Below are 20,342 nucleotides of genomic sequence, written 5' to 3'. Positions count from 1 at the left end.
GCCCCGCCCTGCCCTGCCCCGCCCTGCCCTGCCCTGCCCCGCCCTGCCCCGCCCGGGTTCGGGGGCGGTCCGCGGGGCACTCGTCGGGCGCCCGGTCAGAAGGGCGGTGGGTCTGCTGCTGGGTCGTGGGGTGGGGGTGCGAGGAGGTCGAGGACCTCGCCGGCGACCGGTGGCCGGGTGGTGCGGGTGGTGCCGCCGGGGGTGGTGACGTGCAGGGTGCCGTCGGGGTCGAGGCGGAAGGCCCAGCCGGGGGCGTGGGTCTTGAGCAGGTGGTGGCGTCGGCAGAGCAGGACCAGGTTGCGGACGCAGGTCTTCCCGCCGCGGGCGGGGTTGTGGTGGTCGTAGGGGACGACGTGGTCGGCGTCGGCGTGCAGGGCCGTCTGGCGGCAGCCGGGGAAGCGGCAGTGCCGGTCGCGGGCGCGTAGGTACCGGTACTGGGCGGCGGTGGGTCGGTAGGCAGCGGTGGGTGGTGGTGGTCCCAGGCCGGTGCCGGCCCGGGCTGCGGCTTCCAGTTCCTCTGGGGTGGCCACGGCCAGCAGCCGTCCTCGATCTGCGGTGACGGTGAACGCGAGGTGCCCGCCGACGGGGTGGGTGAGCCCGAGGGCGTCGATGCGGCGCAGCAGTTCTCGGACCGCGGCGGGGCTGATGGGCATCCTGTCGACGTCGGCGACCTGGGAGCCGCCGGCGGGCACACCTGTCCCCTGGAGCCGGTGGCCCGGTCTGGGCGAAGCGGCGGCCAGGTGCTCGGTGGCCAGGTGCTCGGTGGCCAGGTGCTCGGTGGCCAGGTGCTCGGTGGCCGGTCCGTCGGTGTCGGCCTCGGCCTGGGCTTCCCCCGTCGTGGTCCCTTCCGGGACGGCGCTGTCGTCGGGGTCTGCTGACCCGCCGGTGGGGATCAGGTCATCGAGGTCGGGCAGCAGCAGGTCGGCCAGGTCGGCGTTGACCGTCACGTGGGCCACCGCCGGGTCCCGCGCCTCCCACGGGCGCATGATCAACGCCAGCACGACCGCGATGCGGATCTGGCCGATGGGTCGCTCGTCGCCATCGGCCTTCATCTTCCGCGCGTAGGCGTTGACCTGTGCGCGGGCCAGCTCGAGGTCGGCGATGTCCACGTGCAGCAGCCGCAGCTCACCCAACCCGTCCCCGGTGCCCACCACCACCGCATCCGCACCCCGCTTGCTGATCTCCCGCCGCCGATCAGCCGCCGCCGGATCGGCCGCGACCAGGGCGGCGACCAGCCGGTCGTGCAGCGCCGACGGGCCGCAGCCACGTTCAGCCCACCCGACCCCGCAGGCGGCGATCGCGTCGACGACTGCGTCCTCGACCGGGCCACCCCACGATGCTGCCTGGTGCTTGAGCGCCCGCACGATCGCCCGCGCCCGCGACTCATCGATGCGCCCATCGGCCAGCGCATGCCACACCCCGGGCAACTGCCGCACCAGCGTCAGGGCGTGGTCGACGTGGTGACGGGTGGCGGGCACCGAGGCGCCCAGCAGCACCGCCACCTCCTCGGGCAAGAAGTCATCGGCGGCCTGCGCTGCGGCCTCCTCCGCTGCCTCCTGGTCGAGCAGGTCGGGGACCTCGCCACCGCTGCCGGCACGTGCCGCGGGGAGGAAGGGCAGCGGCCGGCGGGCGCCCAGGGTGGCCTTGCGCTCGATCAACCCCAGCTCGTAGGCCGCCAGCGACGAGCGTTGCCGGTGCACCGACGCCAACTCGGCATCCAGCTCCGCCCCGTCCAACCCGGCCGCCACAGCCAGCGCGGTCAACCGGGGCAGGTCGCCCTCGGTCACGGGCGGATCGACGGGCGCGGCGAAGCGGGGGGACACCTCCACCCAGAACCGCCGGCCCGTCGTCGTCATGGACCTATTCGACCAGAGGGGTCTGACAGAAACGGGCGCAGAACGGGGCCCTGAGCAGGTGATTCTTGGCTGAGCAACCGTGACGCAACGCCACGACGCACCACGCGCACGGGAGCAACTGCATGATCGACGCAACCGCCGTCCGGACCGCGGGGCGGCGGGCCGGGCGTCGAGCCGGGACGGAGGTCAGGGGCGGCCGGTGCGGACCTCGCCGCCGGTCAGCCGAGGACTGCCCCGCCGGTCAGCCGAGGACTGCCCCGCCGGTCAGCCGAGGACTGCCCCGCCGGTCAGCCGAGGACGGCCCCGCCGGTGCCGCCCGGAAGCCCGCGCCGCCGTCGGGGCAGACGGCCCGGCCGATCCCCTCCCCGGTGAGCAGGTCCTCGTCGAACGCCTGCCTCACGAGGTTGCGCTGCCACGCGGTCCGCCCGGCATCCGGGTCGACGCCGCCCCCGGTTGCACGGCGACCGACCTGAACGGGAACAGCGGCCCGAGGACGGTCACCGAGGCCACCGCGCCCTGCTGAGCAGCCCGGATCAGGGGGGGCCCGCAACTCCGTCCTCCGCCACCAGATCTCGTGGCGGGGGCGGGACGTCCGTGCACCCCCCTGATCAACGCTGGGTGGTGGGGTGCGGCCACCCGCCCGGGGGAGGGCCACGGGACGGCGGGGGCGCGGGCGCGGGACACTGATCACCATGGGGTTCACCTCGGTCTACTCGCACGGGTTCGCGCGGGTGGCGGCCTGCACGCAGCGCACCGCCCTGGCCGACCCGCCGGCCAACGCCGAGGCGGTGCTGCGCCAGGCCCGGGCCTGCCACGACGAGGGCGTCGCCGTCGCCGTCTTCCCCGAGCTGACCCTGTCGGGGTACTCGATCGAGGACCTCCTGTTGCAGGACCCCCTGCTGGACGCCGTCGAGACCGCGCTGGCCCAGGTGGTCGACGGCTCGAGGGACCTGCTGCCGGTGCTGGTCGTGGGGGCCCCGCTGCGGCACCGCAACCGGATCTACAACGCCGCGGTCGTCGTCCACCGGGGCCGCATCCTGGGCGTGGCCCCCAAGTCGTACCTGCCGACCTACCGCGAGTTCTACGAGCGCCGCCAGCTCGCCCCCGGTGACGACCAGGCCGGCGGCGACACCACGATCAACGGCGAGAAGGTCCCGTTCGGCCCCGACCTGCTCTTCGCGGCCACCGACGTCCCCGGCCTCGTGCTGCACGCCGAGGTCTGCGAGGACATGTGGGTGCCGATCCCGCCGTCCGCCGAGGCCGCGCTGGCCGGCGCCACGGTGCTGGTCAACCTGTCCGGCTCGCCGATCACGGTGGGCCGCGCCGAGGACCGGCGGCTGCTGGTGTGCAGCGCGTCGTCCCGGTGCCTGGCCGCCTACGTCTACGCCGCGGCCGGCGAGGGCGAGTCCACCACCGACCTCTCGTGGGACGGCCAGACGCTGGTCTACGAGAACGGTGTGCTGCTCGCCGAGACCGACCGCTTCCCCGACGGCGACCGCCGGGCGGTCGCCGACGTCGACCTGGACCTGCTCCGCCAGGAGCGCGCCCGGATGGGCACCTTCGACGACAACCGCCGCCACCACGACCCGCAGGCCCGCACCGTCGAGTTCACCCTCGACCCGCCGGACGCCGACCTCGGCCTGCGCCGCGAGCTCGAGCGCTTCCCGTTCGTGCCCAGCGACGACGCCCGCCTGGAGCAGGACTGCTACGAGGCCTACAACATCCAGGTCGCCGGCCTGGCCCAGCGGTTGGCCGCCATCGGCGACCCGAAGGTGGTCATCGGGGTCAGCGGCGGGCTGGACTCCACCCACGCCCTGATCGTCGCCGCCCAGGTCATGGACAAGGCGGGCCGGCCGCGCAGCGACATCCTGGCGTTCACCATGCCGGGGTTCGCCACCAGCGACCACACCAAGGGCAACGCCTGGGCGCTCATGCGCGCCCTCGGCGTCACCGCCGCCGAGCTGGACATCCAGCCCACCGCGGGGCTGATGCTGCGCGAGATGGGCCACCCCGCCGGCGCGGGCGAGACGGTCTACGACGTCACCTTCGAGAACGTGCAGGCCGGCCTGCGCACCGACTACCTGTTCCGGATCGCCAACCAGCGCGGCGGCATCGTGCTGGGCACCGGCGACCTGTCCGAGCTCGCGCTGGGCTGGGCCACCTACGGGGTCGGCGACCAGATGAGCCACTACAACGTCAACGGCGGCATCCCGAAGACCTTCATCCAGCACCTCATCCGCTGGGTCATCGCCACGGAGCAGTTCGACACCGAGGTCGGCGCCACCCTGCAGTCGATCGTGGACACCGAGATCAGCCCCGAACTGGTGCCGGGGGAGACCGCGCAGTCGACCGAGGCCAGCGTCGGCCCCTACGCGCTGCAGGACTTCACCCTCTTCCATGTGCTCCGCTACGGCTTCCGGCCGAGCAAGATCGCGTTCCTGGCCTGGCACGCCTGGCGGGACGCCGACGCCGGGGACTGGCCGCACGCGTACCCCGGGGCGAAGAAGGTCGCCTACGACCTGGCTGAGGTCCGGCGCTGGCTGGAGGTCTTCTGCCAGCGCTTCTTCGGCTTCAGCCAGTTCAAGCGCTCGGCCCTGCCCAACGGCCCCAAGGTGAGCGCCGGCGGGTCGCTGTCCCCGCGCGGTGACTGGCGTGCGCCGTCCGACGGGTCGGCCGCGCTGTGGTTGGCCGAGCTGCGGGCGAACGTCCCGCCTGCGTAAGTGCCGCTGCCGATGCGGAACCCCCACGTCCGCGTCGACGATGGGTGCATGGCCACCGTCTCCCGGCACCTCGCTGCCGCCCCCACCGCCGTCTGGGACGTCCTCGCCGACGGCTTCACCTACAGCCACTGGGTGGTGAGCACCGCCACCGTCCGCGCCGTCGAGTCCGCGTGGCCGGCCGCGGGGTCCAAGCTGCACCACAGCCAGGGCACGTGGCCGGTCACCCTCGACGACGAGGCCGTCGTCGAGGTGTCGAAGCCGGCCAGCCGGCTGGTGCTGCTGGCGAAGGGCCGGCCCCTCGGGGCGGCCCGGGTCGAGCTCGACCTCAGCGGCGAGGACGGCGGCACCCGGGTCACCATGACGGAGCGGCCGGTCAGCGGCCCGGGGAAGTGGGTGCACAACCCGGCGTCCGAGGCGCTGCTCCGGCACCGCAACACCGAGGCGCTCCGCCGCCTGGCCGCCCTCGTCGAACGGCACACGACCCCGCAGTGACCGGTCAGAGCGCCCGCACGGTCTCCACGACCGCGACGACCGCGAACGCCAGGAACAACCCGGCCGCCACCCGCCGGATCAGGGGGATGGGCAGCTTGTCGGCCAGCGTGCGGCCCAGGAACACCGCCAGGCCCGAGACCACCAGCAGGGCCGCCCAGGCACCGACGAACACCGAGACGGGGGCGTCGTAGCGGGCCGCGAGCCCGGCGGTGGCCAACTGGGACAGGTCGCCCCACTCGGCGGCGAACAGCACGCCGAAGGAGATGGCGGCCGCCTTCAGGAACGGGACCTGCTCCCGCTGGTCGGCGGCCTGGCCGCCGTCCTCGGGCCCGTCGCCCGCGCTGCGCCACAGCAGCACGGCGCCGACCAGGAACAGCAGCGCGACCACCGCGCTGACCAGCGCCCCCGGAAGCAGGGACAGCAGCGAGCCGGCGGTGACGGCGATGGCCACCTGGACGGCGAACGCGGTGCCGACGCCGACGAACACCGGCAGCGGCGCGAACCGGGTGGCCAGCACGAGGGTGGCGAACAGGGTCTTGTCCGGCAGCTCGACGGGGAGGATCAGGATGAACGCGGCGGCGATGACCGACGGGACCACGGGGGCTCTCTTCTGTGCTCGGCGCGCCCGACGGGGGCGCCTGCGCAGCCTCCGACCGGCAGCGCACGGATGGGCTGCTCTGGTCGAAGGTCTCGCCCACCCGGCCGGGGCCGGACCCGCTGACCGGGTGCACGGGGCACCAGCATGTCGACCAGCGGACGGGGGGCTACTCCCCTTCTCCGGACGACACCCTAGCCCACGCGGCGGGCGATGCGTGCGGCGACGACCCCGGCGGCGTACCCGTTGTCGACGGCCGAGACCACGACGCCGGCCGTGGCGGAGTTCAGCATGGTCATCAGCGCGCCCATGCCGCTGAGGCCGCCGGGCTGCCCGGCCGAGGTGGGGACGGCGATCACCGGGACGTCGACGGCCTCCCCGACCGTGGTGGCCAGGGCCGCGTCGAGGCCCGCGACGACCACCACGCAGTCGACGTCGGCCAGCACCGAGCCCTCGGCCAGCAGGGTGCGCAGCCGGCTGCCGGTGACGTCGTCGACGCGCACGGTGCCCGCGCCGCTGACCCGTGCGACGAACGCGACCTCGGCGGCCACCGCGGCGTCGGCGGCGCCTGCGGTCAGCACCGCCACCCGGCCGCTGGGCTCGGGCAGCGGGCCGACGGCGGCGGCCATCGCGGCGTGGTCCATCGTCGTGTAGGCGTCGTGCTCGCCGGCCAGGGCGACGAGGGTCGCGGCCGCGGCCCCGACGACGACGGCAGGCCGCTCGGGGTGCTCGCGCCGGGCCTCGCGGACCAGGTCGAGCACCTGCTCGGTGCTGCGGCCGGCGCCCCGGACGACGTCGGGTCGCGGTGCCGTCAGCGGGGACCGGGGGGCCGGGGTGAGGGCCACCTCGGCATCGGTCACGGGGACGTCGGGCGCGTCGGCCGGGCCGACCACGCGGCCGGCGCGGGGCGGCCGCGGGCCCCCGGGCGCGGGCACGGGCACGGGCTCGACCAGCAGCCGGCCGAAGCCCCCGGGGTCGGTGCCGGCCTGCTCGGTGCTGCCGTCGGCGTCCTGGGCCGGGTCCGGGTCCGGGGCCGGGGCGTCGTCGGCGCCGGGACCGGCGGCCTCTGGGCGGGGCGTGGGCACCGTGCGCGGGCCGCCGAACAGGACGTCGGTGGGGCGCGGACCGGGGTCGGCGGAACGCTGCGGGGGCACGTCGGTGACGGTATCCGCACTCGACGGTGACCGGCCGTCACCGTCGGAGGCCGTGTCGAGGTCGAGCAGCTCGCCCTCCAGCACGGGCGCGGCGGCGGGGACGGCGGCGTCGACGCTGCCCTCCTCGGCGCGGGTCTGGGTGACGCCGGAGAGCCGGACGACGCGGTCGCGGCCGCTGCGCTTGGCGTCGTAGAGCACGCCGTCGGCGGCGGCGAACAGGGTGCGCCGGTCGTCACCACGCGCCGCCGAGGCGATCCCGACGCTGATGGTCACCGGCACGTCGACTCCCAGCGCCGACCAGTCGTTGGTGGCGATGGAGGCGCGGATCCGCTCCATCGCCCGCTCGCCCTGCTCGGCGGTGGTGTCGGGCAGCAGGATGACGAACTCGTCGCCGGCCCAGCGGCACACCTCGTCGGTGTCGCGCACGCCGTCGACCAGCAGCTGGGCGACCGCGCGCAGCACGGCGTCGCCCCCGGGGTGCCCGGCCTGGTCGTTGATGGACTTGAAGTGGTCGACGTCGACGACGGCGAGCGCGGGGGCGGCGCCGGCGGCCAGTAGCCCGTCGAGCCGGCCCTCGGCGTAGCGCCGGTTGGGCAGGTGGGTGAGCGGGTCCTCGTAGGCCTGCCGGCGCAGCTGGCCGGCGGCCCGCTCGGTCTCCAGCAGGCTCTTGCGCCGGCCGAACAGCTCGACCCACCGGGTGCGGCGCTCGTCGACCCGGTCGAGCTCGTCGGCCAGGTAGGCCTGCAGGTAGGGCAACGCCCGGACGGCGTCGTCCAGGTCGGCGTGCAGGGTGCACAGCTCGCGCAGCGCGGCCCGGCGCAGGCGCGGCAGGCCGTGCTCGGTGGCCAGGGAGAGCGCGTGGGCGAGGTGGTCGTCGGCTGCCGGGCCGTCGTCCTGCCGCCGCAGGGCGCGGCCCAGGGCCAGCTCGGCCGAGGCCAGCAACGCGCGGTCCTGGTCGGCGGGCACCGCGGCGACCACCCGCTGGAGGGTCGTGGCGGCCTCGGCGTGCTCGCCCAGGCCGACCAGGGCCGAGCCCAGCACGACCTCGGCGGTGGGCCGGTGGGGGTCGTCGGCGGGCATCCCGGCGAGGGTCTCCTCGGCCAGGTCGCGGGCCTGGGCGAAGTGCGGGTCGGCGTCCTCGGCGCTGCCGTCGTCGAGCAGGACCTCGCCGATCTCGGCGCAGAGGGCGGCCAACCGGGCAGCGCTGTCGCCGACCAGCGCGGTCGCCGCGCGGCCGGGCTCGTCCTCGGCCAGCCGCAGGGCGGTGTGGTGGGCGCGCCGCTGGTAGTCCAGCGCCAGCGGCATCAGCTCGAGGTCGGCCAGCACGCCGGACAGGGCGCCGAGGGTGTGCACCAGCAGGGGGCTGGGCGCGAGCGCGGGGTCGAGCAGGCTGGCGGCCTCGACGGCCTCGTCCATGGCGGCGTCGACCCGGCGGGAGAGCAGCTCGATGCGGGCGTGCCGGGCCAGGCCGGCCGCGCGCTGCAGCTCGTCGTCGGTGGCGTCGAACGCCGCCCGCGCCGAGCGGACCAGGGCGATCGCGGCGGAGGCGTGGCCGGCCGACTCCGCCCGGGCGGCCTCGTCGAGGGGCTCGAGCCGGGCGCCGCCGCCCGGCTCGTCGAGCGGGTCGCCCAGCAGCGTGAGGCCCGCCTGGCGCAGCCGGCGGACCAGCAGCTCGGCGCGCAGCGTGTCGGCCCAGGCCCGGCTCAGCGACGTGAGCGGCGCGCCGGTCGGCGCGGCGGGGGCCGGGTCGGCGGCCGGGTCGGCGTCGACGCCGGCCAGCAGGGACTCGGCGGTGTCGAGGTGCCAGTTGGCCAGGGCGGTGCTGACCTGCTCGTGCAGGAGTCCTGGTGGCACGAGCGCACTGTGCCCGTCGGACCGCGTTCTGTCACGTGTTCCGTCGGTGGCGCGCCGGGGCCGCGCGGCCGGCCGGGTCACGGGCGTCCCACGCGCACCCTGCGCCCCGCCGGCACCGCCGGACTCACGGCGCGTCCTCCTCGTCGGGGGCGAAGGCCCAGCCCGGCGGCCGGGGGGCGCGGGCGCCCAGCAGCTCGTCGACCAGCTCGTCGACCGACGTGTGCGGGGCCGGCAGCGGCACGGGCGACCCGTCGCCGTCGGTGGACACGGTGTCGCGCCCGGCCCGCTTGGCGGCGAACAGGTTGAGGTCGGCGTCGTCGAACAGCTGGCGCCACGACCGCGGCGCCCCGGGGTGCGAGGTCGCGATGCCGATGCTCACGGTCACGTCGCCGCGCAGGCCCAGGGCCGCCCAGTCGCAGTCGCCGACCGCGGCCCGCACCCGCTCCATGGCGACGACGGCCTGCCCCTCCTGCGCACCCGGCAGCACCACCAGGAACTCGTCGCCGGCCCAGCGGTAGACCTCGTCGCCGGTGCGGCAGTGCAGCCGCAGCAGCTCGGCCAGCCGGCGCAGCACGGCGTCGCCGTGCAGGTGGGAGTGCGCATCGTTGATCGACTTGAACCGGTCGATGTCCACCACGGCCAGGGCCACCGGGCCGGTGGCCGGGTCGAGCTCGGCCAGCCGGCGCTCGGCGCTGCGGCGGTTGCCCAGCCCGGTGAGCGGGTCCTCCAGGGCGTGCCGGCGCATGAGCGCGGTCTGCCGTTCGGCTTCCCGCAGCCGGCTGCGCCGCACGAACATCTCGGCCCACAGCTCGCGGCTGCGGTGGTGCACCCGCACGGTCTCGGTGCGGTAGGCCTCCAGCCACTGCAGGGCCTCGGCGGCCCGGCCCAGCGCCGCCGTCGTGCGCCCCAGCTCCAGCAGGCACTGCCGGTACCGCCGCCGGTCCCCGGCCCCGGCGAACGCGCTGGCCGCCTCGTACAAGAGGTCGGCGGCCTCCTCGGCCTCGGCGCCCAGGGCGTCGGGCGGCCCGGCGACGCGCGAGAGCAGCCGGGACAGCGCGAGGTCGGCGTACCCGCGCAGCCAGGGGCTGCCCTCCGCGGCGATGCGGTCGCGCACCCGGCGCAGCGCCGGCACGGTGTCCTCGAGGTCCCCGGAGAGGGTCAGCGCCCACCCGTGGACGACGGCCAGCAGGTCGGCCTCGTCGTCGGGGGGCTCGAACCCGCCCTCGGCGGCCATGTCCCCGGCGCTGAACGAGCAGCGCAGCGCGACCGCGGCCAACCGGGCGGCGCGCACCTCGTCGCCGCGCCGGTGGACGGTCTGCGCCAGCTCGGCGTGCTGCTGGGCGCACAGCCGCAGCAGCTGCCAGCGGGCGGCCGGGTCGTCGAGCTCGGCGGCCACCCGGTGCCCGCGCAGGGCCTGCGCGACGGCCAGCTCCTCCAGGTCGAGCCGGGTGAGGGCCAGCGAGAGCCAGAGGTGGGCCTGGTGGAGGGCCCGGCTGGGCGCGTCGGCCGGCACCTGGTCGGTGAGCAGGCTGGCGTCCACCGCGAGGTGCAGGGCGGCCTCGAACCGGTCGGCGATGACCTCCAGGTGCGCCAGGTAGGCCAGCGCCAGGGCGCGTTCGGCGTCGGCCGGGCAGTCGTCGGCGGCGGCGCGGGCGGCGGTGACCTGGTGGCCGGCGGCGGTGACGTCGTGCTCGAACAGCAGGCGGCGGGCCGTGAAGGCGTGCGACCAGGCCGCCCAGCGCGGTGCCGGGCTCGCCGCGAGGGTGCCCTCGACGGCGTCGAGGGCGGCGGTGAAGGCCCGCTGGTCCTCGCGGGCGCTGGCCTCGAGCAGCTCCCAGCGGGCACGGGTGAGTGCGTCCTCGTCGAGGAGGGCGGGGCTCCCGGCACTCACGCAGTCCTCCACTCACCTGGCCGACGGCGGCAGCCGTCCGGACGGTGGCGAGGCAGCTCCCCCCGGGTCGTGCACGCTGCACGCCCCGGCCGCACTACCCTCGCCGGATGCCGGTTCAGCCCGTGACGAGGTTCGCCTTCCTGGGGCCCGAGGGTACCTTCACCGAAGCTGCCCTCCACAGTCTCGGCACCCCGTCCGAGGGGGGCGCCGTGCCCGCCCCCAGCGTCCCCGCGGCCCTGGCGATGGTGCGGTCCGGCGAGGTCGACGCCGCCCTCGTGCCGATGGAGAACTCGGTCGAGGGCTCGGTGTCCCCGACGATCGACGGCCTGGCCGGGGGCGAGCCGCTGGTCGTGACCCGCGAGGTGTTCCTCGAGGTGGACTTCGTGCTGGGCGTGCGACCGGGCACGCCGCTGGCCGCGGTGCGCCGGGTGGCCAGCCACCCGCACGCCCTCGCGCAGGTGCGGGGATGGCTGGCGGCGCACCTGCCCGACGCCGAGGTGGTGCCCGCGGCGTCCACCGCCGACGCCGCCCGGCTGGTCGCCGGCGGCGCGCCCGACCCCGCCGGTGCGGTCGTCGCGGGCGCCCCCGACGCCGCCGTGTGCCCGGAATTGGCCGCCGAGCGGTACGGCCTGGACCTCGCGGCGACCGGGCTGGCCGACGCGCCCGGTGCGGTCACCCGGTTCGTCCAGGTGGAGCGCCCGGGCCGGTTGCCCGCACCGACCGGGGCGGACAAGACCACGCTGACCTGCTTCGTGGCCGACCGCACCGGTGCGCTGCTGGACCTGCTGACCGAGTTCGCCTCGCGCGGGATCAGCCTGACCCGGCTGGAGTCCCGACCCACCCGCGAGGGGCTGGGCGTCTACTCCTTCTCCGTCGACTGCGAGGGCCACGTCGCCGACCGCCGGGTCGGGGACGCGCTGGTGGCGCTGCACCGGCTGTGCGACGACGTCCGCTTCCACGGCTCCTACCCGCGGTCGGACGGCCGGGCCGCCGCCGAGGTGACCGAGCGGTTCGCCGACGCCGCGTTCGGGACGGCGGAGGACTGGCTGACGCGGCTGCGCGAGGGCGCGGGGGGCTGATCCCGGAGCTCCCGACGGCACGGTCACGGCTCCCCATCCTGCTCCCGCCGGGGGTCTGCGGCACCCCCGAGGACCGCATCCCCGGGGGAGTCCGCTGCGGGGGGCGAGGGGTCGGTGCCGGCGACCAGCCGGGCGCGGGTGGTGGTGGCGGTCCCGCTGAGCCGGCCGGCGAGGCTGCGCCGGTCCTGCCCGAGCAGGACGAACGCCGCCGGGAGGACCAACCACGCCGCGGCCGGCAGCACCCCGCCCAGGTCGGCCAGCACCGCCGGGGGCGCCCACCGCACCAGTGCCCGCACCAGCACCCGCCACCGGGGTGCGGTCGTGCCGCCGTCGGGCCGGGACACCGCCAGGCCCAGCGCCGCCTGGCCGGGCGTGGCCCGGGAACGGACCAGCAGCGGCAGCACCACCAGCAGCAGGGCCGGGACGGCGTAGCCCACCACCGAGCGGACCCGCTCGAACCCCACCGCGTCCAGGGCGCCCACCCCGCCCCCCAGCGCCGCGGTGCCCAGCGCCACCGAGACGGTGACCACGCCGGTGGCGGCCAGCGCGGTGAGCGCGTCGACGACGACCGCCCACGCCCGGCGCGGCAGGCCCGGCGGGGCCAGGTCCGGCGCCGGGGCGGGGGAGGGGTGGGGCAGCAGCCGCCCGGCCGGGCCGGCCAGCGCCGCGCCGACCGCCGTCCCCAGCACGTTGGTCAGCACGTCGTCGACGTCGGCCACCCGGTAGGGGCAGGCGTAGGCGCCGAACACCGCCGTCCCCTGCACGACCTCGACGGCTGCGGACACCGCGAGCCCGAGCAGCACGGTGCGCACCGCGCCCAGGCCGAACCGCCAGCGGGCCAGCAGACCCAGCGGCACGAAGAGGGCCACGTTGAGCAGCACCTGCAGCACCGACGGGGTGGTGAGCAGGGCCAGCAGGCCGTCCCCGCGCCCGGCTGCCCACGCCGCGCGCACCGAGTCCAGCGGCACCAGCTGCCAGGTCGCGAGCCGGGAGCAGGCACCCGGGGTGCCCTCGGGGAGCGGGAACAGCGTGAAGCCGAGCAACCCGCAGGCGTACAGGCCGACCGCCGCGGACACCGCGGCCGGCCAGCCGCGCAACCGGCCGTGGCGGCGGTACTGGCCGGCCAGCCACGGCAGGAAGGAGACCGCGACCAGCACGGCGAACAGGAAGACGGCGACCAGGGCCGACGCGCGCCACAGAGCCATGGGGAGGGCCTACAGGTAGAGGCCGCCGGCCTCCTCGATGCGCTGCGCGGCGACGGCGTGCACGTCGCGCTCGCGCAGGATCAGCAGCTCCTCGCCGTGCACCTCGACCTCGTGCTGGTCGTCGGGGGAGAACAGCACCTGGTCGCCGACCTTGATCTGGCGCACGTGCGCCCCGACGCCGCGGGCCTCGCCCCACACCAGGCGCTTGGCGATCTGCGCGGTGGCCGGGATGAGGATCCCGCCGGTGCTGCGGCGGTCGCCGTCGTCCTTGCGGAGGGAGACCAGCACCCGGTCGTGCAGCATCTTGATCGGCAACCGCACGTCCTCAGGCATCCCTCCATGGTGACGTGCTGGAACGGCCTCGGTGCAGGGGCCCGCCGCGTGCGGAGCGCGTGGCGGGGGGCGCCGAGGTCCTTCACCCCCAGCCGAGCTCGTGCAGGCGTTCCTCGCCGATGCCGAAGTGGTGGGCGATCTCGTGCACCACGGTGACGGTCACCTCGTGCGCCACCTCCGCGGCGCTGTCGCAGACGTCGCAGATGGCCGCGCGGTAGACCATGATCCGGTCGGGCAGCTGGCCCGAGAGGTCCCAGGAGCGCTCGGTGAGCGCGTAGCCCTCGTAGAGCCCCAGCAGCGAGGGCTCGTCGGGGTTGCGGTCCTCGACCAGCACGACGACGTTGTCGGCCAGCGCCATCAGCTCGGGCGGGACCTGGTCGAGCGCGTCGGCGACCAGGTCCTCGAACTCCTCGAGGGGGAGGGGCCTCACCAGCTCGTCGGGAGGGGCCGGCCCTCCTCGTAGCCGGCCGAGGACTGCACCCCCACCACGGCGCGCTCGTGCAGCTCGTCGACGGTGCGGGCCCCGGCGTAGGTGCACGAGGACCGGACGCCGGCCACGATCTGGTCGACGAGGTCCTCCACCCCGGGGCGGGCCGGGTCCAGGTACATGCGCGAGGAGCTGATGCCCTCCTCGAACAACCCGGCGCGGGCCCGCTCGAAGCCGCTCTGGGTCGCCGTCCGGGCCTTGACCGCCCGGGCCGAGGCCATGCCGAAGCTCTCCTTGTACAGCCGGCCCGAACCGTCCTCGTGCACGTCGCCGGCGCTCTCGTAGGTGCCGGCGAACCAGGAGCCGACCATCACGTTCGCCGCGCCGGCGGCCAGCGCGAGCGCGATGTCGCGGGGGTGGCGCACCCCGCCGTCGGCCCAGACGTGCTTCCCGCCCTCCCGCGCAGCGGCCGCGCACTCCGCGACGGCGGAGAACTGCGGGCGGCCGACGCCGGTCATCATCCGGGTGGTGCACATGGCGCCCGGGCCCACGCCGACCTTCGCGACGTCGGCGCCGGCCTCCAGCAGGTCGCGGGTGCCGGCCGCGGTGACCACGTTGCCGGCCACGATCGGCACGTCGCCGGTCACCGAGCGGGCCGCGCGCACCGCCTCGACGGCCTTGGCCTGGTGCCCGTGCGCGGTGTCGACCACCAGCACGTCGACGCCGTGGGCCAGCAGCGCCTCGGTCTTGCCCGCCACGTCACCGTTGATGCCGACGGCGGCCGAGGTGAGCAGCTGCCCGGCCGCGTTGACCGCCGGGGTGTACAGCGCCGAGCGCAGCGCGCCCTTGCGGGTGATGACGCCGACCAGCTGGTCGCCGTCGACCACGGGGGCGGCGTTGATGCGGGCCTCGGACAGCACGTCGAAGACCTTCGGCAGGTCGGTGCCGGTGGGGATGGTGAGCGGGTCGGGGGCCATGACCTCCGACAGCTGGGTGAACCGGTCGACGCCCTGGCAGGCGCCGTCGGTCACCACGCCGACCGGGCGGCCGCGGTCGACCACGACCAGCACGCCGTGCGCGCGCTTGGTGAGCAGCTGCAACGCCTCGGCCACCGTGGCGGTGGGGGCCAGCGTGATGGCGGTGTCGTAGACGGTGTGCCGGGTCTTGAGCCACCTCACCACCTCGCCGACGACGTCGACCGGGATGTCCTGCGGGATGACGGCCAGCCCGCCGCGCCGGGCGATGGTCTCGGCCATGCGGCGGCCGGAGATGGCGGTCATGTTGGCCACGACGAGGGGGATCGTCGTCCCCACCCGGTCGGGGGTGGTGAGGTCGACCTCCAACCGCGACCCGATGGTCGAGTCGTTGGGGACCATGAAGACGTCGGAGTACGTCAGGTCGGTGCTCGGGCGCTGGCCGTCCAGGAACCTCATGGGGCCATGGTCCCGCATCCCGGGTCTGGAAGGCTGCCCGCCATGCGACGTCTGCTGGTCATCGGCATCGGGGCGGGGGACCCCGACTTCGTCACCGTCGGCGCCGTCCGGGCGCTCAACGAGGTCGACGTCTTCCTGGTGCTGGACAAGGGCCCGGCCACCGCCGACCTCACCGCGGCCCGCCGCGACGTCTGCGCGCGCTTCGTCGAGGGCGAGTACCGGTTCGTCGAGCTGGCCGACCCCGAGCGCGACCGCGACCCCGCCTCGGTGGCTGCGGCCGACCGCTACACCCGCGCGGTCGACGACTGGCGCACCGACCGGGCCGTGCTGCTGCAGCAGGCGATCCTCGACGAGGTCCCCGACGGCGGCACCGGCGGCTTCCTGGTGTGGGGCGACCCGTCGCTGTACGACGGCACCATCCGGGTGCTCGAGGAGATCGCCGCGGCCGGCGAGCTCGAGATCGAGTGGGACGTCGTGCCGGGCATCACCAGCGTGCAGGCGCTCACCGCCCGGCACCGCATCCTGCTCAACCGCGTGGGCGGCGCGGTGCACCTGACCACCGGCCGGCGGCTGGCGCAGGGGTTCCCGCGGGGCGTCGACGACGTCGTCGTGATGCTCGACAGCGAGCTGGTCTGCCGGCGCTACGCCGACCTGGACCTCGACATCTACTGGGGCGCCTACCTCGGCACCCCCGACGAGCTGCTGGTCTCGGGGAAGCTCGCCGACGTCGTCGACGAGATCGCCGAGGTGCGGGCCGCGGCGCGGGAGCGCAAGGGCTGGGTCATGGACACCTACCTGTTGCGTCGTCCGTGACCGGATGGACCGTTACCGGACTGTGACATCCAGATCTTGACCTGGGCCCGAACTCCTCGTGACACCCCGACAGGGACCCCACAGCGAGGAGCAACCGTGAACGTCACGACCGGAAAGCGCACCGCCGTCGCCGCCCTGGCCCTCACCGCCAGCCTGGGCCTGGCTGCCTGCAGCTCCGACTCGAGCACCAGCGACACCGCCAGCACCTCCGCCGCCGCCACCGAGACCTCCTCGACGGTGACCAACCCCGAGCCGGTGGCCACCATCGACGCCATCTCCGGCGGGGACACCGCCGTGGCCCTGGACTCGGGCTTCCTGGACGCGCTGACCAGCCTGGGCATCACCCCCGGCACGATCGGCACCGCCACGCTCGACGGCACGACCCTGGACTTCCCGATCACCGGTGGCACCGCCACCGTCTACCCGAAGGACTCGGGCTACCGCCCGTTCGTCCAGGGCGCGATCTTCCACCAGGGGTCGGGCATCTCGCTCACGGCCGGTGAGAACGTCATCCAGCTGGAGAACTTCGTCGTCGTCCCGAGCAAGCCCGCCCTGCTGTTCGCCGACGTCTCGGTGAACGGCGAGCTCGCCGCGGCCTCGTTCCCGCTGTTCAACCTGAACGGCACCACGCTGGAGCCCATCGAGGTCGACAGCTCGGGCAACGCCATCCTCACCGGTACCCAGGTCGAGGTCAGCCCGGCCGCCGCCGAGTTCCTCAACACCACCCTCGGTGCCCCCGGCGCCGTGCCGGACAACTTCCTGGTCGGCATCGCCACGCTGACGATCCCCACCGCCTGAGGAAGGACCCGGCTGCCCCCACCACGCGCTCCGCGCGTAGCGGGCCCCTGCAGCCGGGCCGTTCCAGCACGTCGCGTTGCCCCCATCGCCCTGCGCGGTGGGGGCAACGCTGGGTCTCAGGGGAGGAGCACCCACACGTGCTTGCCGGCGTCGCTGGCGTACCAGCCCTCCCGGACGCCGGCGTGGGCCACCAGTCCCAGCCCCATCCCGCCGTGGACGGGGTCGCGGTCGATCTCCGGCCGCGGTGGTGCCTCGACGGCCCGGTCGCACACGGTCAGCAACCAGGCGTCGCCGGCCCGACCGATGTCGACCTCGACCGGGGCGCGCCCGTGCCGGAGGGCGTTGGACATCAGCTCGTCGACCGCCAGCACGAACATGTCCGGGTCGGCCACCCCGCGTCCGTCGTCGGAGCGGTGCTCGGCCAGCCGGTGGCGCAGGTCGCGGCGGATGCCCGGCAGGTCGGTGAGACCTGTCGGTGCCCAGTGCCAGAGCGGGCTGGCCTCGGGGGGGTGTCTCTCCTGCCAGGCCGTGCCGGGGTCGAGCACGTCGGGGCTGTCGGGCGGCACGGGGTCCTCCTCGCCTCGGCTGCCGGTGGGGTTTCCCGCGCCCGACCGGACAGAAACTTCCGCCCGCCTACCATCGACACGTGATCGACCTGCGGCTCCTGCGTGAGAACCCCGACCTCGTCCGCGCCAGCCAGCGGGCCCGCGGCGACGACGAGTCCGCGGTCGACCGGCTGCTGGCCGCCGACACCGGGCGCCGCGCCGCCGTCCACCGCGCCGACGACCTGCGGGCCGAGCAGAAGGCTGCCTCCCAGTCGGTGAAGAAGGCCACCCCCGAGGAGCGGCCCGCCGTCCTGGAGCGGGCGAAGGCCCTGGCCGGCGAGGTCAAGGCCGCCGAGGAGGCCGCGCGCGTCGCCGACGAGGCGCTGCGCGCCGCGCACATGTCGATCGCGAACGTCGTGGCCCCCGAGGTGCCCCCCGGCGGCGAGGACGACTCGGTCACCCTGCGGCACGTGGGCGAGGTGCCCACCTACGACTTCCCGGTGCGCGACCACCTCGAGATCGGCACCGCCCTCGGCGCCATCGACATGGAGCGCGGCGCCAAGGTCTCGGGTTCGCGGTTCTACTTCCTCACCGGCCCGGGCGCGCTGCTGGAGTTCGCCCTCGCCCAGCTGGCCATCACCCGCGCGGTCGCCGCCGGGTTCACCCCGGTGGTCGCCCCCGCGCTGGTGCGGCCCGAGGCCATGGCCGCCACCGGCTTCCTCACCGAGCACGACGAGGAGGTCTACCGCGTCGAGCGCGACGACCTGTACCTGGTGGGGACGTCGGAGGTGCCGATCGCGGCCATGCACGGCGACGAGGTGCTGGACCTCTCGGCCGGGCCGAAGCGGTACGCCGGCTGGAGCGCCTGCTTCCGCCGCGAGGCCGGCTCCTACGGCAAGGACACCAAGGGCATCATCCGCGTGCACTGGTTCGACAAGGTCGAGCTGTTCAGCTTCTGCGCCCCCGAGGACGCCGCCGCCGAGCACCTGCGGCTGCTGCAGTTCGAGGAGGAGTTCCTGCAGGCCCTCGAACTGCCCTACCGGGTGGTCGACATCGCCGCCGGCGACCTGGGCACCAGCGCCTCGCGCAAGTACGACCTCGAGGCGTGGTTCCCCACCCAGGGCACCTACCGCGAGCTCACCTCGACCTCGGACTGCACCACGTTCCAGGCCCGCCGGCTGGGCATCCGCTCCCGCGACGCCGACGGCAAGCCGCAGACCGTGGCGACCCTGAACGGCACCGCCTGCGCGATCGCCCGCACCATCGCCTGCCTGCTGGAGTTCCACCAGCGCGCCGACGGCTCGGTGCACGTGCCGGTGGCGCTGCGCCCGTGGCTGGGCGGCCTGGAGCAAATTGCGCCGGGCATGTCCCTCGTGCCGACCTCGTGACGTCGCCCCCGGAGCGGGCGACGAGTCGGCATAGCCCTGCGCGGGCGGCGAACACGCTGCCGCAGCACAGCGGGGGAGCGGGCAGCGACGAGGTCGTCGAGCTGGGCGACCTGGGGCCCTGGCGCCCGCGGTTGGTCGCCACCGACCTCGACGGCACCCTGCTCACCCGGCACGGCACGGTCAGCGACCGCACCCGCGCCGCGATCGACGCCAGCTGGGCGGCCGGGGTGCCGGTCGTCGGCGTCACCGGCCGCGGTCCGCGGCTGCTGGACAGCGTGCGGACGGCGCTGGGCGGGCGCGGCATCGGCGTCCTGGCCCAGGGCGGCTTCGTGGTCGCGTTCGGGGACACCCCCGCCGAGGACGAGGTGCTGCGCACCGTCGGGCTGCCCCGCGACGAGGCGCAGGCGGTGATCGACGCGATCGAGGCGGTGACCGGCGAGCTGGTGCTGGCCGTCGAGGACGCCGCCACCCAGAGTGAGGCGCTGTCGCCGCTGCGGGTGCAGCACGGCTTCGACTGGCCCTACCCCGAGCCGGCCGACCTGCTGCCGCGCCACGACGTGCTCCCCGCCGGCCCCGTGCTCAAGGTGTTCCTCCGCTCGGAGACCCTCGGCCAGGACGAGCTGCTGGCCCTGGCGCGCTCGGTCATCGACCCGTCGACGGCCGAGGTCACCCACGCCGGCCTGGGCTTCATCGAGGTGCTGCCCCCGGGCATCACCAAGGCCAGCGGCCTGGCGGTGGCCCTGGAGCGGTTCGGCGTGCCGATGTCCGACGTCCTGGTCTTCGGCGACATGCCCAACGACCTGCCCATGATCACCGCGGTGGGCGAGGCCGGCGGCCGGTCGGTCGCCGTCGCCAACGCCCACCCTGCCGTCCTGGCGGCGGCGACCGACCGCACGAGCGGCCACGACGTCGACGGCGTGGCCCGCTACCTGGAGGCCCTGCAGGCATGAGCGACTGGCGACCGAGGCTCATCGCGAGCGACATGGACGGCACGCTGCTGCGCAGCGACGAGACCGTCGCCCCGGCCACCCTCGAGCAGCTGCGGCTGTGGGGTGCCGACGGCGTCCCGTTCGTGCTGGCCACGGGCCGGCCGCCGCGCTGGATGGTGGCCATCCGCGAGGTCATCACCACCGGGACGGCGGTGTGCTGCAACGGCGCGGTGCAGCTGGACCTCGAGCGGTTCGAGGTGCTCGCCGAGCACGCGGTGTCCCCCGCCGTCCTGCAGGAGGTCACCACGGGGCTCCGGGCGGCCCAGCCGGGCACCTGGTTCGCCGTGGAGTACGGCCTGGAGTTCCGGCACGAGCCGGTGTACCAGCCGCGGTGGGACGTCGACGCCCCCGGTGTCGCGCAGGCGACGCTGGAGGAGATGGTCGCCTCCCCCGCGGCCAAGCTGCTGGCCCGGCACGAGGAGCTGCCGCGCGAGGAGTTCCTCGCCCTGGTGGCGGAGGTCGTCGGCGACCGGGCCACCGTCACCAACTCCTCCTCCGACGCGATGGCCGAGATCTCGGCACCGGGGGTCAGCAAGGCCACCGGGTTGGCCGAGGTCTGCGCCGCGCGCGGCATCGGGCCCGAGGACGTCGTCTTCTTCGGCGACATGCCCAACGACCTCGCGGCCTTCCACTGGCTGCGCGAGGCCGGCGGGCGGGCGGTCGCCATGGCCAACGCCCACCCCGACGTCCTGGCCGCGGCCACCGACGTCACCGACACCAACGACGAGGACGGCGTGGCCAGGTTCCTGGCCGGGCTGCGATAGGAGAAC

The 20,342-nt window shown here is 75.4% G+C and carries 18 protein-coding genes; 8 read left to right on the top strand and 10 right to left on the bottom strand.

What is annotated here, in order from left to right; all coding sequences use genetic code 11:
• Positions 1–95: 95 nt before the first annotated feature.
• Positions 96–1,856 carry an HNH endonuclease signature motif containing protein gene (locus TEK04_RS19805; protein WP_336406089.1) on the bottom strand — a complete coding sequence of 587 codons (1,761 nt, stop codon included), beginning with the start codon at positions 1,854–1,856 and terminating at the stop codon, positions 96–98.
• A gap of 241 nt (positions 1,857–2,097) precedes the next feature.
• Positions 2,098–2,256: a hypothetical protein gene (locus TEK04_RS19800; protein WP_336406088.1), complete on the bottom strand. Its 159-nt coding sequence runs from the start codon at positions 2,254–2,256 to the stop codon at positions 2,098–2,100.
• 292 nt (positions 2,257–2,548) lie between these two features.
• Between TEK04_RS19800 and TEK04_RS19795 the strand changes: the two genes are divergently transcribed.
• The gene (locus TEK04_RS19795) at positions 2,549–4,576 is read left to right on the top strand and encodes an NAD(+) synthase (protein ID WP_336406087.1); all 2,028 of its coding nucleotides are present in this window, start codon (positions 2,549–2,551) and stop codon (positions 4,574–4,576) included.
• Positions 4,577–4,624: 48 nt separating this feature from the next.
• Positions 4,625–5,068, top strand: coding sequence for an SRPBCC family protein (locus TEK04_RS19790; RefSeq protein WP_336406086.1), 444 nt, complete (start codon positions 4,625–4,627; stop codon positions 5,066–5,068).
• Between the two features lie 4 nt (positions 5,069–5,072).
• Here the strand turns inward: TEK04_RS19790 and TEK04_RS19785 are convergent, their stop codons facing one another.
• From TEK04_RS19785 to TEK04_RS19775, 3 genes are all read right to left on the bottom strand, one after another.
• Positions 5,073–5,666, bottom strand: coding sequence for a TMEM165/GDT1 family protein (locus TEK04_RS19785; protein WP_336406085.1), 594 nt, complete (start codon positions 5,664–5,666; stop codon positions 5,073–5,075).
• Positions 5,667–5,857: 191 nt separating this feature from the next.
• Complete coding sequence (locus TEK04_RS19780) at positions 5,858–8,671, bottom strand: diguanylate cyclase domain-containing protein (RefSeq protein ID WP_336406084.1); 2,814 nt, start codon at positions 8,669–8,671, stop codon at positions 5,858–5,860.
• Between the two features lie 124 nt (positions 8,672–8,795).
• The gene (locus tag TEK04_RS19775) at positions 8,796–10,562 is read right to left on the bottom strand and encodes a diguanylate cyclase (protein WP_336406083.1); all 1,767 of its coding nucleotides are present in this window, start codon (positions 10,560–10,562) and stop codon (positions 8,796–8,798) included.
• 107 nt (positions 10,563–10,669) lie between these two features.
• On the opposite strand from TEK04_RS19775, the gene pheA reads away from it, so the two are divergent.
• Positions 10,670–11,641, top strand: a complete 972-nt coding sequence (pheA, locus tag TEK04_RS19770) for a prephenate dehydratase (RefSeq protein ID WP_336406082.1) — start codon at positions 10,670–10,672, stop codon at positions 11,639–11,641.
• Positions 11,642–11,664: 23 nt separating this feature from the next.
• Here the strand turns inward: pheA and TEK04_RS19765 are convergent, their stop codons facing one another.
• From TEK04_RS19765 to TEK04_RS19750, 4 genes are all read right to left on the bottom strand, one after another.
• A complete protein-coding gene (locus TEK04_RS19765; RefSeq protein WP_336406081.1) occupies positions 11,665–12,846 on the bottom strand; it encodes a VanZ family protein in 1,182 nt (393 codons plus the stop codon).
• A 9-nt stretch (positions 12,847–12,855) separates the two neighbouring features.
• The gene (locus tag TEK04_RS19760; protein WP_336406080.1) at positions 12,856–13,179 is read right to left on the bottom strand and encodes a GroES family chaperonin; all 324 of its coding nucleotides are present in this window, start codon (positions 13,177–13,179) and stop codon (positions 12,856–12,858) included.
• A gap of 82 nt (positions 13,180–13,261) precedes the next feature.
• Positions 13,262–13,609 (bottom strand): metallopeptidase family protein, encoded by a 348-nt coding sequence (locus TEK04_RS19755; RefSeq protein WP_336406079.1) that lies wholly within the window; start codon positions 13,607–13,609, stop codon positions 13,262–13,264.
• Positions 13,606–15,039: a GuaB1 family IMP dehydrogenase-related protein gene (locus TEK04_RS19750; protein ID WP_336406078.1), complete on the bottom strand. Its 1,434-nt coding sequence runs from the start codon at positions 15,037–15,039 to the stop codon at positions 13,606–13,608. The genes TEK04_RS19755 and TEK04_RS19750 overlap by 4 nt, the downstream gene beginning before the upstream one ends.
• A gap of 42 nt (positions 15,040–15,081) precedes the next feature.
• On the opposite strand from TEK04_RS19750, the gene cobF reads away from it, so the two are divergent.
• Positions 15,082–15,852, top strand: coding sequence for a precorrin-6A synthase (deacetylating) (gene cobF / locus TEK04_RS19745; protein ID WP_336406077.1), 771 nt, complete (start codon positions 15,082–15,084; stop codon positions 15,850–15,852).
• Positions 15,853–15,948: 96 nt separating this feature from the next.
• Positions 15,949–16,650, top strand: a complete 702-nt coding sequence (locus TEK04_RS19740) for a hypothetical protein (protein WP_336406076.1) — start codon at positions 15,949–15,951, stop codon at positions 16,648–16,650.
• A 116-nt stretch (positions 16,651–16,766) separates the two neighbouring features.
• On the opposite strand, the gene TEK04_RS19735 is transcribed toward TEK04_RS19740, so the two are convergent.
• Positions 16,767–17,216: an ATP-binding protein gene (locus TEK04_RS19735; protein WP_336406075.1), complete on the bottom strand. Its 450-nt coding sequence runs from the start codon at positions 17,214–17,216 to the stop codon at positions 16,767–16,769.
• Positions 17,217–17,296: 80 nt separating this feature from the next.
• Between TEK04_RS19735 and serS the strand changes: the two genes are divergently transcribed.
• The 3 genes from serS to TEK04_RS19720 are packed head-to-tail and all read left to right on the top strand — an operon-like array spanning position 17,297 to position 20,336.
• Positions 17,297–18,583, top strand: a complete 1,287-nt coding sequence (serS, locus tag TEK04_RS19730) for a serine--tRNA ligase (RefSeq protein ID WP_336406074.1) — start codon at positions 17,297–17,299, stop codon at positions 18,581–18,583.
• Entirely contained in the window at positions 18,580–19,533 is a 954-nt protein-coding gene (locus TEK04_RS19725; protein ID WP_336406073.1) for an HAD family hydrolase, read from the top strand. Before serS ends, TEK04_RS19725 begins: the two co-directional genes overlap by 4 nt.
• Positions 19,530–20,336 carry an HAD hydrolase family protein gene (locus TEK04_RS19720; RefSeq protein ID WP_336406072.1) on the top strand — a complete coding sequence of 269 codons (807 nt, stop codon included), beginning with the start codon at positions 19,530–19,532 and terminating at the stop codon, positions 20,334–20,336. Before TEK04_RS19725 ends, TEK04_RS19720 begins: the two co-directional genes overlap by 4 nt.
• Positions 20,337–20,342: the final 6 nt, after the last annotated feature.

Source organism: Klenkia sesuvii, assembly GCF_037083825.1.
Taxonomy (GTDB): Bacteria; Actinomycetota; Actinomycetes; order Mycobacteriales; family Geodermatophilaceae; genus Klenkia; species Klenkia sesuvii.
The sequence above is the reverse complement of the archived record's forward strand: the minus strand, read 5'-3'. Positions and strand labels throughout refer to the sequence as shown.